The following is a 16933-nucleotide window of genomic DNA, read 5'->3' on the forward strand; positions in this document are numbered from 1 at the left end:
TTGGCAATCTGGCCACTCGTTTCGGCTGCTGGGTGGCGTCAGGCTGTTGATCAACCGCGAACGAGATGGGGGAGTGAGTCCAGATGGCGGAGAAGATGATGGCCGTGGCCTTCGAAGAGCCGGGCGGGCCGGAGGTCCTGAAGGTCGTGGAACGGGAGCGGCCGGTACCCGGTCCGACGGAGATCCTGGTCCGGGTGCACGCGGCCGGCGTCAACCCGGTGGACTGGAAGACCCGGGCGGCCGGTGTCCTGCTTGTCCCTGGTGACGGCATCGTGGGGTGGGACGTCTCGGGTGTGGTGGAGACCGTCGGCCTCGGCGTGACGCTCTTCCGGCCGGGTGACGAGGTGTACGGCATGCCGGGCTTTCCGCGGCTGGTCGGCGGCTATGCGCAGTACGTGGCCGCCCCGGCACGCCACTTCGCCCCCAAGCCGGCCGGACTCGACCACGTGCAGGCGGCGGCCCTGCCGCTGGCCGCGATTACGGCCTGGCAGGCCCTGGTGGACATGGCAGCCCTGCAGGAGGGGCAGCGGGTCCTGGTGCACGCCGCGGCAGGTGGTGTGGGGCACCTGGCGGTGCAGGTCGCCAAGGCGTACGGCGCGTATGTCATCGGCACGGCCAGCGCGGGCAAGCACGAGTTCGTGCGGGGGCTGGGTGCGGACGAGGTGATCGACTACACGGCGGTCGACTTCGCTTCGGTGGTCTCCGATGTGGATGTGGTGATCGACCCGATCGTCGGGGACTACCAGGAGCGCTCGCTGTCGGTGCTGCGGAACGGTGGCACGTTGATCACTCTTGCAGCCCGCGAGACCGAGGCGCTCGCCGCGGCAGCGGCCGCGCGCTCCATCCGCTCGGGCTTCATGCTGGTCGAGCCCGACCGGCGAGCGCTGTTGGCCATCACGGAGCTGGTCGAGACTGGCAAGCTGAAAGTCCACGTCGAGGCTGTCTTCCCGCTGGCGGACGCCGCCAAGGCCCACGAGCTCGGTGAAACCGGGAGGACCACGGGGAAGTTGGTGCTCACCGTCGACTGATCCGGAGCTGGTGCAACGAAAAACTGCAGTCACGGAAAGGACGAAGGTCCCGATCGCTGAGCAATTGGGACCTTCGGCACAGCTGGCGGAGGATGCGAGATTCGAACTCGTGAGGGGTTGCCCCCAACACGCTTTCCAATTCTGCGCGGCGCTGTTCAGGTGGGTCCGAACCCGTTCTCACCTGCGGTGGCGCGGATTCCATAGCGCCAGCTGAACAGTGCAGCGGCAACGCTTGATGTCGTTAGAGGCTGAGCGGCTGGAGGAGCTTCCGGCGATGGCCTGGCGGACCCCGAGAACTACATCGGGCTCTCCCCGCTGCTCGTGGACGCGCGGGACGTGCGGTGCGGGGGCGAGGTCACGCACTACGCGGCCGTCGAGCGCTTGCGGTTCCTCGGACTGGTCCGGCACGACAACGTCATCCAGGTCAGCCTGCGCACCGAGGACGCCCGACTGCCGGAAGAGGCGAGGTCAGTGGCGAGGCGGTCAGTCCTGGTGGTGTGCGGATGGACTAGCGGTTCGCCCTCACCGCCCGAGGCGACGGCGGCTCCCTGGTGCCGGAGGTCAATCTGTGCGTTGTCATTGCGCCTCCGCCTTCGGGCGCAACCTTGGTGGCGGCCCTATGGACGACGCCGGCCGCACCTCTTGATTGTCCGGCTCAAACAGATCCAGTATCAGCGTTTCCACCAGTCAGGACGAAGCCCCTGGCGTATTCCTGGCTCGGCGATCAGCTTCGCCTACGTGGTGACATCTCCCTTCACATGCCGCTGGGGGGTGGCTCGTTGTAGGTACTGATCTCGATCAGGTTGCCGTCCGGGTCGCGCAGGTAGGTGCTGGTGATCGGTCCTCGGGCGCCAGTGCGCGGCACGGGGCCCTGCTCCACCGGCACTCCGCAGGCGGACAGGTGGGCCAGGACGTGTTCGTGCGGTGTGTCAGTGACCAGGCACAGGTCGGCGCTGCCTGCGGTCGGACGCATGGCGTGTGGGCGGAGTTCGCGGCCGACCTGGTGGAGGTTGATCTTGGAGGCGCCGAAGGTCAGCGCCCGGCGTCCCTCGCCGAAGGTGACTGCGCTCATGCCCAGGACACGTTCGTAGAAGTCGACGGTGCGTTCCAGGTCGGCGACGGTGAGCACCAGATGGTCCAAACCCGCGATCCGGATCCCGGGAGCCGGTTCGGGGGCGTAGGGGCCCAGTTGCCGAATGCAGGCATCCCAGGCAGCGGCGGAGAGCAGGTCGCGTGAGCGGGTGAACAGCCGGTACAGGGCAGGACCGTGGTGATCGGCGAGGTCGGCGGCGTGTGCCAGCACGTCGAGTTCGTTGGCGGCGGTGATTTCGAGGAAGGCGCGGACGTCCGACTCGGACGGGGTGTGCTCGTGGCCGGTGAGACGGTCGCGGAAGAGCACCGACGGCGCGCAGCCCAGCCGCGGGTACACGGTGCCGCGGTCACACGTGGCGTAGAGGTGGACCAGTGCCTCGGCCCGTTCGCCGATCACCGTGGAGAGGACCGTGCGGTCGGTCGGCTGGGCCAGGTGTTGGTCGAAGCCGTCGGTGCCGTACACGGCATGGCACAGCCCGGCCAGTTGAACGGCCGGATCGGCACCCCAGGCGCCCAGGCGGTCCGCGACGCGGAGCAGGTGTTCCAGGAGGGTCCCGCCGGGATGAGGCATCCCGGCGGCGCCTTGGGTGCGCAGGAACTCCTCGACGGCGGGCCATGCCGCTGCCCGGCCGGAACCGTTGGCCCCGGAACTTTCCGCCGGTGGGGTGGATCGCTGCATCACGCCTCCTGGTACGCCGAGGCGGTCAGCTCTGCCACGAGCCGGGCCGTGGCCGGGGTCTCGATCCCGTGGGCGGCACCGGCGCGCAGGACAGCCCCACCGATGGCGTCGAGTTCGAGCGGACGACCGGCCTCGGCGTCGCGCTGCATCGAGGACTTCATAGTGCTTGGGGCCCGGTCGAAGAACGAGAGCACGGTCTCGGTCGTCACCGGTGCGCCGGCGGCCCGTGCCACAGCGGTGATCTCGTCGAGCACGACGAGCAGTTCCGGGCGCCGTGCGCTGCGTACGGCCTCGACGGCGGCCTGGTAGCGGGTGGTCAGCAGGGCGAACGGGGCGAGAAAGGCGAGCTTGTCCCAGAGCATCACGGTCTCGTCGTCGCGCAGGGTCACGCCGAGGCCGGCATGGCGCAGTCGGTGCGCGAACTCATCGATCGGCGCCGCCAGTTCGAGGTTGGCGAACGGGCTGGAGTGGACGATGTGCCCCGGTGCGGTGCGGGTGGCCTCGACCCGGATCGTGCCGGCGACCACGGTGGCGGCCGGATAGCGCTCGCGCAGTGCGGCAAGGTGGTCGAGGCCGTTGAGCAGGGGGACCACGATCGCGCCGCCGAGGACGTGGGCCGGGACACGGTTGAGCGCGTCCGTCAGGGCGGTCTGCTTGACCGTCACGAAGACTGCGTCCACCGGTTCCCGCAGCCGGGTGTCGGCTTCCACGGCTGCGGTGAAGTCCCCGTACTGGCTGCTCTCGATGCGTAGGCCGTCGTCACGCAGCACGGCTGCGGTCTCCTCGCCTGCCAGGCAGATGACGCGGTGTCCGTCGCGGGCGAGCAGTGCGCCGATCAGGCCGCCGACGCCGCCCGGTCCGAGGACGGCCACCGTCAGATTGGTTGTGGTCACGTGCGCTCCTGTCGTCATGCGGAGACCGGTGCGGTCGAGCGGATGGCCGGGCGGCGGGACCTGCCGGTTGACGCGATGCCGATCCGTGAGGCCGGGGACGGGTCGGCACCCGCCGTGTGCTCACCGCGTCCGGATCGCGGTGATTACAGGGGGCGGGTTGCCGCCCTGGGCCCTGCAGCGATGATCGAGCACTCAGGAGACCCAAGTCAATCCACGGGTTTGCTGGCATATACCAAAGCTATACCTTGGGTTTCCGTGACTCTCGACGATCTCACGGGGGCCACCACCGTCCGGCACTTCATGTCCGCCGCCGTCGTCGACTTCCGCCGCCGCTATCCCCAAGCCAGCCTCGAATTCCAGACCGAGACCTCCGGTCGCGCCTGCTTCGACAGTCTCGCTGCCGGCATCCGACCGGTGCTGGACACCAGCGTCGCCGACTGGGACACCGCGGTCCTGTTGGCCGAGCTGGGCCTGGGCCACGCCGTCGTCCCGACCCTGCCCGCCGGGAACGGCCCCGCTCACCCGGATCTACGTCTGATCCCCATCCCGGCCCTCCCCGCCCTGACCGCAGGCTGGGCAGCGCGCCGCCGGGACGCCCTCTCCCCGCTGGCCCGTGCCTTCGCCGAGACCGTCGCACGGCATTGCGGCAAGCAGACCGTCCCTGGACCGTGATCCGTTCGAGGCAAGGCGAGGCAAGGCGAGGAGAGGGGAGAGGAGGGGCAAGATCGAACGGCCTTGCGGATGAAGATCACATAGGTGTCGCGATGCGGTGAACGTGTGGCAAAAGTGCGTTCGTTCCGTCAGGGCCGGGTGGCGACGGCGAAGATGCGGCGGAAGGGGAAGACCGTGCCGTACGGGCCGGCGGGGTAGGCCTCGCGCAGGAGGGCGCGGTAGTCGGCGAGGAAGCGCTCGCGGTCGGCCGGGTCGGTGAGCAGGGTGAGGACGGGCCGCAGGGCGGTGCCCTGGGCCCAGGCGAGAACCGGGTCGGGGCCGGGGAGCAGGGTGCTGTAGGTGGTCTCCCAGACGTCGACGGCGCAGCCGGTGGCGGCCAGTGCGTCCAGGTAGGTGGCCGGGTGGTGGACGGCGGCGGTGCTGCCCAGGTGGCCGAGGCGGTCGAACCAGCGGGCACTGCGGGTGAGTTCGAGGAGCAGGGTGTGGCTCGGGGCGTCGAAGTTGCCGGGGACCTGGAAGGCGAGGCTCCCGCCGGGGCGCAGTGCGGCGGTCCAGCGGGGCAGTAGGGCGAGGTGGCCGTCGATCCAGTGCAGCAGGGCGTTGCTGACGATCAGGTCGGGCGCTGCGGGGGCCGGGTCGTAGTCGCGGGCGTCGGCGAGCAGGTAGTCGGCGGTGGGCTCGCCGCCGTCGGTGCGGGCGGTGGTGAGCATCTCGGGGGAGTTGTCGATGCCGGTGATCTTCGCTGCGGGCCAGCGCTCGCGCAGCACGGCGGTGGAGTTGCCGGGGCCGCAGCCGATGTCCAGGATCGTGGTGGGCGGGGAGAGCGGGTCGGCGGGGACCCGGGCCAGCAGGTCGTGCAGCGGGCGGGTGCGCTCGTCGGCGAAGCGCAGGTACTGCTCGGGGTCCCAGTGCGGGGTGGTCATCGCTACTCCAAGTATCTCGACGTCAAGATATCTAGGCCAAGCATGATCCTGAGATATCTCGATGTCAAGATAAAGACGACCGGGCAGAATGATCAGATGGACGCCGATGCCGCCCGCGCTGATGCCGCCCGCGCCGCCATTCGCCACGTCGCCACGCGCTCGTCCGGGGCACCCCTGGACCCCGCGCTGCGCGTGACGTTGAACTTCCACCCGGACCGCGAGCTGGACGGCCGGCCGATTCTGGTCGCGCTGGCCGAGGATGGCGTCTACCACTCGCAGTTCGTCACGGGCACCAGCAACGGCGGGCTGACGGCCTACCCGGGCGGTGACCGGTGGCGCTGGGAGAGCCGGATCTTCGGCGGCGCGTACGACGAGGCGCCGGCCCACGAGCGGCCCGTGTACGGGGCGTTGGACTTCCGGCGCCGCCCGCTCGGCGCGGCGCCCCGGTTCGGCTCTGCCCACTTCCGGCTCACCGCCGAGGCGTTGCAGCGCGCGACCTTCTGCTATCCGGACAGCTTCTTCGAGCCGGAGGCGTTCGGCGTCGCCGCCGCGGGCACGGGTGTGGTCGAACTGGCCGAGGGCGATGAGTCCGACGAGGCGGACGCGCTCAACGACTACGTCGAGGCGCAGGTGCACGGGCAGGTGCTGCTGGAGCGGGACGTGGAGGCGGTGGTCCTGGACCCGTGCTACCGGGGGACGGCCGTGGAGGCCGACGCCCGCCGGCTGCCCTTCCCGCTCGCCTGGCATCCCGGGCTGCGCCTGGCCGTTGACGAGCTGCGCCGCCACCCGGACTACCGCGGGCAGGAGTACGTCGACCTGGGCGCGGAGATCGCCGAGGACGGCTTCCTCGACCCGCGGATCATCGGGGAGGCGGCGCGCGGGGGGCGCCATGACCAGCAGGCGCTGAAGAAGGTGTGGCACTACCTGGCGCGCTTCGGCTTGCCTGCCTGACTCGCCCAACCCGCTCTCTGACTGCACGGACGGTGACGGGGCGCGGGCGGATCGTCAGTTCTGGAGGTTGGCGGGTGGGCGAGGAGCTGTTGTTCGGTGCCGAACTGCGCCGGCTGCGGACCGAACAGGGGGTAGCGTACTGGTATGAGTCTGTGATCGGGTGATCCGAGTTCCCTCGGCCAGGGCTTCTCATCGTCACTTGCTGTCACCGGCAAGGCTGAAGGCGGACCCCTATGACTCGGCAGGGGCGAGATGCCACACGCCGTGGGCCAGGTCGAGCGTCGCCGTATAGTCGGCCCGCTCCGGCAACTGCTGGCCAAGGCGCCACCGCTGCGACTGGGCCGACAGCTCGACGGTCACCGTGGTCTCGGATGGGGTCCCGACGACTCCGATCCAGTGGGGGCTCTCAGCAATCAGCTGCTCTGGCAGCGCACCGTCCGGTTCCGGGACTCTCACTGATGAGGCTCCACCAGCACCGATCAGAGCGGACCCGGCCAGCAGGGCCAGCAATCGGCCGAGGACTGACGAGGGAATGGCCGGATCCGTTGACTCCACAGTCAGGTAGCAGTCGTCGTGCCCGGAGAACCAGAAACGCGAGCCATCGAGGCGAGGGAGGACTGGCTCGTTCCAGGCGGCCGTGCCGATGACCAGAGCGAGCTCATCGAGCTGCTCAGGCGTCGCGCCCGTCGGCACGTCGACCAGCGACAGCTCGTAGGGCGACCAGTCGCTGCTCAGGAATCGGGGCAGGCTGTCCCGATGCATCACCAGGAACTCCTCGCCGAGGCCGATGGAGTCAGAAGCCCATGCCCCGAGCGGGTGGACAGTGCAGTCGACCCCTTGCTCCGCTGCGATCAGGGACGGCCGCCACTGCTGGTAGTTCTCGTGCAGGAAGCTGTTCGTCGCCAGGTTCACGACGACGACCGTGTCGCTCGCCGTGCGGGTGAGCACATCGATCAGCTCTCCGGCCTGGGCGGCCGCCGCGCTGATCATCCACGAGCCGTCGGCCTCGCGGACGCTGAAGCTCAACGGGAACGGCAGACACTCCAGCCCGACACAGTTGACGTTGAATGCCCCGTGGCGCTCCACCTTGATCACTGCCGCATCCCCCGTATGAACTCGCCCGCACTGTGACTTGTGCAGACCATCATCCCCTCTGCGTTGACCTATCTGGGGTCCAGTAATGGCGGGAGTCTGTGATCGAGCGATCGATGCTCACAGGTTTGAGGGCGCGTGAGGTCCACGAGCGTGGTCACCGGGGGCGTACTTCTTCCAGGTGCCTCCCGCCTGAGCGGCGACGGCCTCGGTGTGGACGGCGTGGTAGCCGAGCATCCCGGCGACAACCGAAGGTGGTGCCTGAAGGACGACGTTCCTCACCTCGTCGTAGAACGGGACGAGTTCGCCTCGGATGCGGCCGGTGCCGTCGTCCAGGAACTCGTCGAGGCGCTCGGCCAGGACGCAGTTCCCGCAGACCCCGCGCTGGTAGCGCGCGGCTTCGCGGCCGCAGCGTTCGCAGAAGAAGTCACCCAAGCCGCCGGCGCAGTCGGTGCACCACCGCCCGCCGTCCGGTGCGAGGCCGGGGGTGAGCCGGTCAACGCCGCAGCCGATGCATTGGCCGTAGGTCTCCAGTGCGTGGTCACGACAGGCCGCGCACAGGTAGCCTTCGGGCCAGTGGGCCGCGCCGATTTTGACGGGCCGGCGGCAGCGCGCGCAGAACAGGTCTTCGGCCCGGACCCGGGTGCGGCTCATTTCTCCGGACGGACCCGGGCCCGCTTCGGACGGATCGTGGCGGCCAGGTCGACCACGTCGGCGCCGCCCGAGGCGGCGGTGCGGCGCGTGGCCGCGTTCTCGGCCCGGGTGGCGATCAGGTCGGCGGGGGTGACGTCCAGGATGTCGCAGAGCGCGGCCAGCACCGGCAGCGACAGGCGCTCAGGGATCTGGGTTACCAGCCGCCAGACCTGGACCGAGGACAGCTCGATTCCGCGGTCGGCCAGCAACGGGGACAGGTCGGAGGCGGCGAAGATGCCGTGCTGGGCCATCACCTCGCGCAGCCGCCACTGGTAGCTGACCTGGCGCTTCATCATGCCCTCCTTGCCGGCCGCAGAGCGGCGTCCATCGTTGCGTCCAGCGCCCGTCGCAGCGTACGGGTTCGGAAGTCGGAGGATACGCAGGTGTAGATCGCGGTCGTGGACGCGTATTCGTGGCCGACCTGCTCCTGGACGAAGCGGGCGTCCCAGCCGTCCTCGATCAGGTGGGTGACGTAGGACCTCCGGAAGGAGTGGAAGTCCAGATTCTCGTCCAGGCCCAGCGCGTCCCGGTAGGCGGCGAAGCGGGTGTTCATCTGCGAGAACCCGATCCGCGCCGAACGCTCCGAGGGGAAGAGCGCCCCGGCGCCGGAGGTGGCGAACAGCGGGCGCACTTCCTCGCTCCACTGCTGCAGGATCTCCGCCGACCAGTCCCAGACCATCAGCACGCTGCGACGCTTGGGCGGTGATCCCTTCTTCGCCTTGCCATGGCGCACGTAGAGGACGCCGTAGTCGCCGAACTCCGGCCCCTCGGGGTTGCGGCCGAAGTCGACGCCGTCGAGCATCCTCGTCTCGTTGCGTCGCAGGCCGAAGGCGTACGAGGAGCCTCTCCAGTCATCGCTCCGCTTCATCAACTGCCGAACCGAGCTGAGGAGATCCGCACACGTGGCCCCCGACCTGCGATAACGTCAGAACCCCTCCCGATGTGTGGGCCGAACGCAGTCCTGCATCAGATGAAATTGCGGCCGCTTCCGAGGTAAGCCCAAAAGCCGCCAGTACTTGATCTTGGCGCCCTGCGCGGTATCGGCCCGCACCCATTCGGCCGAAGGTCGTTGGTGCTGATACTGACTGATCTCTGGTCCTGGGGCGGGACTTGTGACCTCGATCGAGCGGACCGCGTACCCGCGGTTCAAGCGGCTGATCACCGCGCATGAGCTGCATCTCTTCTTCGCGCCGCCGCGGGAGGAGGCTGCGTGGGCAGCTGAGCGGATGGACTCCGACGGGCATCAGCTCGCGTTGCTGCTGGCGCTGAAGGCGCACATCTCGCCGTACCTGACCGAGCACATCGAACGGTTCGGCGAGTACTCCACCCACGAACTCGGCATCCGGCCCGAGGCGTACGAGACGAAGTTGGACGTCGACTTCAAGGCCCTGCGCGACGCGAACCCGCCCGCCGAGGGCTTCAGCCAAGCGGCATGACCAGCGAACCGCGCGTGCGGGCTACGCCCGCTGGCATGGGGCGGCAGGTGTTACTTCTCGGCCGTGCCGGGTTCCCCGCTGATGGATTCCTGGTAGACGTCCGCATAGGTGGGAGAGTCCTTGAGCAGGTCGTCGCAGAACGCGGCGACATCGTTGCCGATGAGTTCCAAGACCCCCTTGCCCGCAGCGACGCCCTCCTCGAAGAAGTCGACGATCCCGGGGAGCAGGGGCCCGTCAGGCAGGTCGATCGGTCCGACCTTGAACAGGTACCTCTGCATCTCCTTGTAGACGATCTGGTAGTCCGGCGGGAGAGCCTTGACCCGAGCCACGTGCGCCCGCCACTGCTTCTTGCCCTCGATGATGTCTTGGATGCTCACGTCAGCCTCCCAGCCGGCTCAGTTTCCTTGCGACGTTCCTGTTCAACTGCTCGCGCCACCGGTCGCGATAGGTTCGAGCCCCTTCTCCACCGACCAGTGCCGTGCAAAAGCCCCGGATGTCGTCGCCGAGCACCTCGTGGACGCTTTGCCCGTCCGCCGCTGCTACTTCGAACAGCCCCAGGGCGGCGTCGAGGATCGGCATCAGGTTGCGGCCGGTGAAGTCCCCGTGGGGGAAGAGGTGGGCGATGATCTGTCCCCACGCCGCCCGGTAGTCGTCCGGCAGGGCCTCGGCCCGGGTTTCGAACGCCTTCCATTCCCTGGTGAGATCGCTGCCTGTGACCTTCTCCCAGAAGTTCATCTCCCGCCCTCCTTGAGCCTGTCGATGCGTGATGAGACGTACTGCCATTTCGCCCAGAACTTCGCGAGTTCCTCGCGTCCGGCGTCGTTGAGCGCGTAGAACTTGCGTGGCGGACCGACCCCGGATGGTCGTTTCGTCGCCTGGACGAGTCCGTTTCTCTCCAGTCGCAGCAGGATGGTGTACACCGTCCCCTCGATGACGTCGGCGAAGCCGAGTTCGTTCAGCTGACGGGTGATGGCGTACCCGTAGGTTTCCTCGCTGCCGATGATTTCGAGCACGCACCCTTCGAGCGTGCCCTTCAGCATCTCCGTCAGGTCGTCCATCGCGATTCCTCCTCAGCCCTATCGGTACTGCGTGACACCGAGTACCACTATACGGTACCACCGAGTAGCGGAGAGCGGAAGCATCTCCGGTGGGCGCGGACCCGGGACCGGTCTGCGAGGACCCGGGTTTCGCAGCGGCGGCTACTTCATCGGCCCGGCTCCGTTTTCCCCAGGTGGCTTGCCGGCCAGCTTGCGCTGGCCCCCGCCCAGTGGCCCGCCTACTTCCCTGAGCAGCCCTACCGCGACCCCTGCTGATGTCCGCATGTGCGAGCTTGAACAGTCATCAGATGTAGCATCCACCAAGCTAGTCTGGGTGATTCACCCGTAGCTGCGGTTTCTGGTGGACTGTTACAGTCCGCGTCTGCGAGCCGCGTTGAGTGTCGGCTCGCCGGGTCCGTCTCCCACCGTCGAAGGCTCTCCAGTCACCGTCGCCGGACCCTTGACCGCCGCTGCCCTCCCCCGTGCGCAGCGCTGCAATCAGAGAGGGAGAGTCCGATGAAGACCACATTCCTGCCACGCCTGCTGTCCGGCAAGGCGCTGGTGACTGCCGCCCTGCTGGCCCTGGCCGTCCCCGGGGTCGCGTACGCCAACACCGTGAGCGTGACGGTGCGTACCCCCGGCGCCACCGCCGGGCCCACCAGCACCTTCTCCGAGATCTCGACCCACGCGGACTGCACCAGCGGTCTCGTCTCCGGCGGCGGTCTCGAGCAGGCCATCGGTACCGGTACGTCGTCCAACGGCAACCACGTGATGGGCACCGAGCCCAGCTCGGACGGCTCCACCGAGTACACCGGCAGCACCGGGGTGGTGGGCACCGACAACACGCACTGGCTCGGTATCGGCGGCAGCGGCGGCGCGGTGAACAGCTCGTTCTCCACGACTCCGTACGCGGTGTGCTTCACCAGCAACCTGATCAACCACACCCAGATCGTCATGAACAAGGCCGCCGGTCCGACCGCCGCCGCGACGCCGGTCGCGGTCACGGCGACCTGTCCGGCCAACACGGTGCTGCTCGGCGGCGGCGCCCGGACCACCCCGGCCAGTGTCGGCAGCCTCAAGCCGATCGCGAGCTTCCCCACGTTCGACAACTCCGGGCACGACTACGGCCTGAAGGCCGCGGCCGACGGTGAGAGCAACCCCGACTCCTGGACGGCGGTGGGCTGGAACGGCGGCGGTGGCGGCAGCACGAACGAGACCTACGCGTACGCGATCTGCAGCGGCAGCGACATCAACGTCAGCGGCGTCACCGTCAAGGTGCACTACACCGAGGTGAACACCTCCTCCTCGGCGGGCGCGAACACCGTCGTGACGGTCGGCTGCGGCAGCGACGGCAACCTGGTCAGCGGCGGCGCGGACGCCAGCGGCGGCAACGTGACGACCACCGACTACACCGGCCCGGCATCGGGCGGCGACCACCTCAACGGCAGCTTCCCCAGCGACTCCAGCGGCAACCCGGTCAGCGACGGCACCACCACCGCCGCGTACTGGACCGCGGACGCCCACGCGGGCGGCGCCGGCTCCAGCAACACCTACGCGGACGTCTGGGCGCTCTGCGCCAACGACGGCGCCTGAACGACCAGTTGATGACAGTCCGCAGGCGGGCATCGCTGCCCGCCTGCGGACCCAGCAGAGAAAACAGTGCCAACACCATGAGTGACAGCAGCCCGACCTCCCGTCGGACCACCTTCAGATCCACGATGATGTCGGTGGCCGGCACCGCCGGCCTCGTCGCCGCCACGATCGTGCCCCTCACCGCGCCGGCCAGTGCGGCGAACGCGGCCGCGGCGACGGCGAACCCGGCCGCCGCCACGGCGAACTCGGCCGCCGCCACGGCGAATTCGGCCGAGCCCTGCGGCACCGGCGGTGTCTTCAGCACGGCGCCGCAGCCCACCTGCACCTACGACTCCGTGGGCACGGACACCTTCACCGTCCCGGCGGGCACGACCGCGGTGACCGTCGACCTGTTCGGTGCCGAGGGCGGCAGCGCGGCCAGCTACATCGTTCCCCACCCGGTGGTGCCCGGTGCGCCCGGCGGCCTCGGCGGCGAGACCCGCGCGACCCTGCCCGTGACCCCGGGCCAGACCATCCAGCTCACTGTCGGCGCGGCCGGCATCCCCGGCTCCTCCCGGCACGGCGAGTTCGCCCGGCCCGGCGGCACCGGACACGGGAGCGGCGGCGGTGGCGCACACGGCGGCGGCGGCTCGGGTGGTGCCGGCTCGGACGTCCGGGTCGGCGCGTTCGGCGGCTCCGACCGAGTCCTGGTGGCCGGCGGCGGTGGCGGCGCAGGCAACGGCGGGCCCGAGTTGCAGGGTGGCGCCGGCGGTGGCGGGGCCGGCCTGGACGGCGGCCAGAGCAACGGCCCGCTGGGCTCGGGTCTCGCGGGCGGCGGAGGCAGCCAGAACGCGGCCGGCCACGGCAACCCCAACACCCTGAACGGAGGCCCCGGCACTCCCGGCATCGACCTCGACCCCGTCACCAGCCAGCCCGACCCGGGCAGCGGCGGCACCGGCGGCAACGGCGGTGCGGGCGGCCCCGGTGGCGGTGGTGGTGGCGGCGGCTGGCACGGCGGTGGCGGCGGCTCCGGCGGCGGCAACCCGGGCTACTTCCCCGGCGCGGGCGGTGGCGGCGGCAGCAGTTTCGCGGAGCCGTCGGCGACCGACGTCTCGCTCCTCCAGGGCGTCAACCAGGGCAACGGCAAGGCCGTCATCTCGTTCCGGTACGGGACTTCGGTCACGCTCGGCACGGACACCGCGACCCCGCTGTTCGGCCACACCGTCCAGCTGACCGCGACCGTGGCCCCGGCCGACCCGGGCGCGGGCACCCCGACCGGGTCGGTGACCTTCCGGGACGGGACGACCGCGCTGGCGACCGTGCCGCTGAGCGGCGGTGCGGCGACGTTCACCACCGGCAGGTTCCAGCCGGGCGACCACCCCGTCACCGCCACCTACAGCGGCGACCCCGCCTTCGCGGCGAGCAGCACGGCATCGCCCACCGACGTCACCGTCGGCTTCAGCCGGCCGTGCCTCACGGACCACGAGGGCCCGCTGACCGTGGCCGCCGACCAGTCGCTGTGCATCGCCCCCGGCGGTACACAGAACGGCCCCGTGCAGGTGCAGCCCGGCGGAGCGCTGGCGGTGTCGGGTGCGCGGATCAACGGCCCGGTGGCCGTGGCCGGTGCCCTGGCCGTCACCATCTGCCACTCGACCCTCGACGCGCCGGTCACCCTCACGGGCACCAGCGGCTTCGTGCTGCTGGGCGACGGTGAGGGGACGGACTGCACGGGCAACGCCTTCGGGGCCCCACTGACCCTGGACGGCAACACCGGCGGTCTGGAGGTCTCGTCCAACACGATGTCGGCGCCGGTGACCATCGACGACAACAGCGGCAGCGGTCTGCTGCCCGAGGATCTCGTCCCGGAGTTCGAGGGCAACCAGGTCGGGGCGCCGCTGCGCTGCGCGGGCAACGCACCCACCCTGCTGCAGTCGGGCAACACCGTGCACGGGCCGCACAGCGGGCAGTGCAAGTGAGTTGAGACCAAGGCCTGCACGGTGTCACCTCGGGTAGGTTCGAGCTGCCGCGTTGTCAGCTGGAGCGAGGGGGTCGTGGTGACGGGTGTGGAGATCGCGGTCGGCTATCTGTTCGCCTGGATGGTCCGCAAGGCCACCCGGGTGGCGGGGCGCGCGGATGCGGAGGTCGACCGCGCGCTGGACGAGGGGATGGACCGGCTGCACGAGGTGGTCAGCGCCAGGCTGGGACCGGATCCGGCGCTGGAGCGGGCGCAGGAGGAGGCCGAGGCGGGCCGGGACGCGCCGAGTGAGCGCACCCGCCGTCGTCTGATCGACGCGGTGGAGGACGCTGCGGAGCGCGACCCGGGCTTCGCACAGGAGTTGGCGCGGGCGCTCGCGGCGCTTCAGGCGACCGGGCCGGTCGACACGGTGATCGACAGCGGGGCGAGCACGGCGAGCGGCGGCGGCCGGGCCAGCACCGGAGTGCTGCGCCCGGGCGGCGCCGGCGGCGGGTCGGCCACCGCGCAGCGCACCGGGGACGCGACCGCAGAGGGCGCCGGAAGCAGGGCGAGTACGGGTGTCGACTACAGCTGACCGGCCGGGGGCGGGAGCGAGCGCGACGGACACCGGCGACGCGCACGCCGCCGCCGGCGCGGCGGCGGTCAGCGGTCACCGGGGACCCGTACCCGCCGCCGCGTCCGTGCAGGTGTCCCGTACGGGGGACGCGACCGCGACCGCGCCCGGGGCGATCGCGGTGAGCGGCAACCTGACCGTGCACCAGCGAGCGCCGCGGGAACCGGCCGAGTGGCCGCACCAGGTCGGTGCGGTCCCGGCCCGGGCGCACTCCTTCCAGCACCGGGCCGAGGCCCAGCGGCTGCGCGCGGCGGTCCGCGACGGTGGCACCGCCGTGCTGTGCCAGGTCCTGACCGGGATGGGCGGCGTGGGCAAGACCCAGCTCGCCGCCGACTACGCGCACGCCGCCTGGCAGTCCGCCGACGTGGACGTCCTGGTGTGGGTGACCGCCGGCAGCCGCTCGGCCGTGGTGACCGGATACGCGCAGGCCGGCGTCGAGCTGTGCCGGGCCGACCCCGACGACGCGGAACGCGCCGCCGTCTCCTTCCTCTCCTGGCTGCAACCCAAGGCACCCACGGCACCCACGGCACTCAAGGCACTCAAGGCCGGGGAGAGGCCGTGCCGGTGGCTGGTGGTACTGGACGACGTGGCCGACCCGGCCGACCTGCGCGGCCTCTGGCCGCCCGCCGGCCCGAACGGCCGGACGCTGGTCACCACCCGACCTTGCGGTGTGCAGGGGTTGGAGCGGGGATGCGGCCGGGGCGGCCGTGGCGTTCGCGGAGCTGCTGGCCGACCATGTACGGGTGTTGGGCCCCGACCACCCCGAGACCCGGACCGTTCGGGACAACCTCGCGTGGTGGCTGGACCGGCTGGCGCAGTAGGCGCCGACTACGGCACCTCGCTCAACCGTCGCAGGACGCCTTGACACAAGGTCAGACAGCTGACTACGGAGTTGGGGAGGCGAGTACCGCTGCGTCGGCCTCTACGGCGCCGAGTAGCATGCTCGAGGCCGCACGGCCGATGCGCCGAGCGACGGGACAGGACATGGCGGGTATGGGAACGAGACGGTCTGCGATACCCGACCTGGGGCCCTGGCTCCGGGCCCGGGCCCCGCTCCCGCTGCTGGTCGCCGTCCTGCCGATGCTCTGGATCACGGTCGTCAACGCGCATCTGACCGGCGGCTGGAACGCGGTCGACGACCAGTTCATCGTCAAGGCGGCGCAGACCTTCCGGGACGGCGGGGCACCGTACGCCGACAAGCGGTTCCTCTACTTCCCGAGTGCCGTGCTGGTCGCGCTGCCGCAGTCGTACCTCTCGGGGCCGGAGCTCAAGTGGGTGGCGCCGATCATGACGGTGGCCCTGGTGGTGGGCGGCTGGCTCTGCGCGCTGCGGCTCTTCCGGGTGCCGCTGCTCAGCCGCCTGTCGGCGCTCGGGATCCTGCTGCTCTGCTTCCTGGTCCCGTTCCGCAACGTCGTCCAACTCGGCAACTGGACGGCCTACTCGGCGCTGGCGCTGCCGGCCGCCCTGCTGCTGGCGCATCGCTCTCGGTGGGTCTGGGCAGGCCTGGTGATCGGACTGGCGATCGCCACCAAGCCGATGCTGGTCCCGGTGGCGGTCCTCTTCCTGATAGCCAGGCGGCCGATCGCCTTCCTGGTGTCGGCCGCTGTTCCACTCGCCGCCTCGCTCGCGGCTGCCGCGATGATGCCGCAGCCAGGCCTGTTCTTCACCAAGACACTGCCGTTCCTGCTGCACGGCCAGGACGTGTACGCCCGCCCCTTCGACGCCTCGCTCGGCACTCTGCTGCCCAGGCTCGGGGTTCCGCACGCCGTCGCGCTGGGCCTGGCCGGGATCCTCGCGGTAGCTCTCGTCGCCGGGGCCTGGCGGCGCTGGCGCCTCGGCGGGGACGAGGCGCTCCGGCTGACGGAGACCGCCGCCATGCTGATGCTCGCGGCCCTGATCGCCAGCCGGCCTTCCTTCGACCACTATCTCCTGGTCGTCCTGCCGATGCTGACGGCCTCCCTGGTCAGGCCCGGGTCCGCTGCGCGCTCGTGGTGGATCTGGGTCGCCCTGGTCCCGAAACTGGCCGGCTTCACCCAGCACCAGCTCGACCCCCTGCAGAACCAGGCGTACTCGGTGGCCCTGGTCAACGTGGTCCTCACCCTGGTGCTGCTGCGCCGCGTCTTCGTCGACGGCCGCGGACGGTCCGGCGAGGACGAGTGGCCGATGGCCTCCCGGACGCCCGCCGAGGAGCGCGCCTCGGACCGACTGGAGCCGTCCTACAGCTGATCTCTGCGCCGAGCTCTTTCGCAACGGCAGCCGGGTCGACTACGCCTGCTG

The 16933-nt window shown here is 70.4% G+C and carries 18 protein-coding genes and 1 pseudogene; 9 read left to right on the top strand and 10 right to left on the bottom strand.

Going from position 1 to position 16933, the window contains the following annotated elements; translation table 11 throughout:
- Window positions 1-83: 83 nt before the first annotated feature.
- Window positions 84-1028 (top strand): NADP-dependent oxidoreductase, encoded by a 945-nt coding sequence (locus P3T37_RS04010; RefSeq protein WP_280721991.1) that lies wholly within the window; start codon window positions 84-86, stop codon window positions 1026-1028.
- Between the two features lie 754 nt (window positions 1029-1782).
- On the opposite strand, the gene P3T37_RS04015 is transcribed toward P3T37_RS04010, so the two are convergent.
- Complete coding sequence (locus P3T37_RS04015) at window positions 1783-2799, bottom strand: VOC family protein (RefSeq protein WP_280721992.1); 1017 nt, start codon at window positions 2797-2799, stop codon at window positions 1783-1785.
- A complete protein-coding gene (locus P3T37_RS04020) occupies window positions 2799-3692 on the bottom strand; it encodes a 2-dehydropantoate 2-reductase (protein ID WP_280721993.1) in 894 nt (297 codons plus the stop codon). The genes P3T37_RS04015 and P3T37_RS04020 overlap by 1 nt, the downstream gene beginning before the upstream one ends.
- Window positions 3693-3965: 273 nt before the next feature.
- Between P3T37_RS04020 and P3T37_RS04025 the strand changes: the two are divergent.
- Window positions 3966-4364 (top strand): annotated as a pseudogene (locus P3T37_RS04025) (LysR substrate-binding domain-containing protein); the annotation flags it as partial.
- Between the two features lie 128 nt (window positions 4365-4492).
- Here P3T37_RS04025 and P3T37_RS04030 read toward each other — a convergent pair.
- Window positions 4493-5287 carry a methyltransferase domain-containing protein gene (locus tag P3T37_RS04030; protein ID WP_280721994.1) on the bottom strand — a complete coding sequence of 265 codons (795 nt, stop codon included), beginning with the start codon at window positions 5285-5287 and terminating at the stop codon, window positions 4493-4495.
- 96 nt (window positions 5288-5383) lie between these two features.
- On the opposite strand from P3T37_RS04030, the gene P3T37_RS04035 reads away from it, so the two are divergent.
- Complete coding sequence (locus tag P3T37_RS04035; RefSeq protein ID WP_280721995.1) at window positions 5384-6238, top strand: DUF3626 domain-containing protein; 855 nt, start codon at window positions 5384-5386, stop codon at window positions 6236-6238.
- Window positions 6239-6469: 231 nt separating this feature from the next.
- On the opposite strand, the gene P3T37_RS04040 is transcribed toward P3T37_RS04035, so the two are convergent.
- The 4 genes from P3T37_RS04040 to P3T37_RS04055 form a co-directional block, all read right to left on the bottom strand.
- A complete protein-coding gene (locus P3T37_RS04040; RefSeq protein ID WP_280721996.1) occupies window positions 6470-7333 on the bottom strand; it encodes a hypothetical protein in 864 nt (287 codons plus the stop codon).
- 117 nt (window positions 7334-7450) lie between these two features.
- Window positions 7451-7984 (bottom strand): hypothetical protein, encoded by a 534-nt coding sequence (locus P3T37_RS04045; RefSeq protein WP_280721997.1) that lies wholly within the window; start codon window positions 7982-7984, stop codon window positions 7451-7453.
- On the bottom strand, window positions 7981-8319 hold the full coding sequence (locus tag P3T37_RS04050) for a helix-turn-helix transcriptional regulator (RefSeq protein ID WP_280721998.1): 339 nt from the start codon (window positions 8317-8319) through the stop codon (window positions 7981-7983). The genes P3T37_RS04045 and P3T37_RS04050 overlap by 4 nt, the downstream gene beginning before the upstream one ends.
- Window positions 8316-8891 (bottom strand): tyrosine-type recombinase/integrase, encoded by a 576-nt coding sequence (locus P3T37_RS04055; protein WP_280721999.1) that lies wholly within the window; start codon window positions 8889-8891, stop codon window positions 8316-8318. Before P3T37_RS04055 ends, P3T37_RS04050 begins: the two co-directional genes overlap by 4 nt.
- A gap of 244 nt (window positions 8892-9135) precedes the next feature.
- Here P3T37_RS04055 and P3T37_RS04060 point away from each other — a divergent pair, with 244 nt between their 5' ends.
- On the top strand, window positions 9136-9459 hold the full coding sequence (locus tag P3T37_RS04060) for a hypothetical protein (RefSeq protein WP_280722000.1): 324 nt from the start codon (window positions 9136-9138) through the stop codon (window positions 9457-9459).
- A gap of 50 nt (window positions 9460-9509) precedes the next feature.
- On the opposite strand, the gene P3T37_RS04065 is transcribed toward P3T37_RS04060, so the two are convergent.
- The 3 genes from P3T37_RS04065 to P3T37_RS04075 are packed head-to-tail and all read right to left on the bottom strand — an operon-like array spanning window position 9510 to window position 10517.
- Complete coding sequence (locus P3T37_RS04065) at window positions 9510-9836, bottom strand: DUF1048 domain-containing protein (RefSeq protein ID WP_280722001.1); 327 nt, start codon at window positions 9834-9836, stop codon at window positions 9510-9512.
- 1 nt (window position 9837) lies between these two features.
- Window positions 9838-10194 (bottom strand): DUF1048 domain-containing protein, encoded by a 357-nt coding sequence (locus P3T37_RS04070; protein WP_280722002.1) that lies wholly within the window; start codon window positions 10192-10194, stop codon window positions 9838-9840.
- Complete coding sequence (locus P3T37_RS04075; RefSeq protein ID WP_280722003.1) at window positions 10191-10517, bottom strand: PadR family transcriptional regulator; 327 nt, start codon at window positions 10515-10517, stop codon at window positions 10191-10193. The genes P3T37_RS04070 and P3T37_RS04075 overlap by 4 nt, the downstream gene beginning before the upstream one ends.
- 495 nt (window positions 10518-11012) lie before the next feature.
- Here P3T37_RS04075 and P3T37_RS04080 point away from each other — a divergent pair, with 495 nt between their 5' ends.
- From P3T37_RS04080 to P3T37_RS04100, 5 genes are all read left to right on the top strand, one after another.
- The gene (locus P3T37_RS04080) at window positions 11013-12089 is read left to right on the top strand and encodes a hypothetical protein (RefSeq protein ID WP_280722004.1); all 1077 of its coding nucleotides are present in this window, start codon (window positions 11013-11015) and stop codon (window positions 12087-12089) included.
- Window positions 12090-12166: 77 nt separating this feature from the next.
- Entirely contained in the window at window positions 12167-14044 is a 1878-nt protein-coding gene (locus P3T37_RS04085; RefSeq protein ID WP_280722005.1) for an Ig-like domain-containing protein, read from the top strand.
- Between the two features lie 78 nt (window positions 14045-14122).
- Window positions 14123-14617, top strand: coding sequence for a hypothetical protein (locus P3T37_RS04090; RefSeq protein ID WP_280722006.1), 495 nt, complete (start codon window positions 14123-14125; stop codon window positions 14615-14617).
- Window positions 14601-15521 carry an NB-ARC domain-containing protein gene (locus tag P3T37_RS04095; RefSeq protein WP_280722007.1) on the top strand — a complete coding sequence of 307 codons (921 nt, stop codon included), beginning with the start codon at window positions 14601-14603 and terminating at the stop codon, window positions 15519-15521. Before P3T37_RS04090 ends, P3T37_RS04095 begins: the two co-directional genes overlap by 17 nt.
- A gap of 128 nt (window positions 15522-15649) precedes the next feature.
- On the top strand, window positions 15650-16882 hold the full coding sequence (locus P3T37_RS04100) for a glycosyltransferase family 87 protein (RefSeq protein WP_280722008.1): 1233 nt from the start codon (window positions 15650-15652) through the stop codon (window positions 16880-16882).
- The last annotated feature ends 51 nt before the right edge of the window (window positions 16883-16933 follow it).

It is taken from the genome of Kitasatospora sp. MAA4, assembly GCF_029893355.1.
In the GTDB taxonomy this organism is placed as follows: Bacteria; Actinomycetota; Actinomycetes; order Streptomycetales; family Streptomycetaceae; genus Kitasatospora.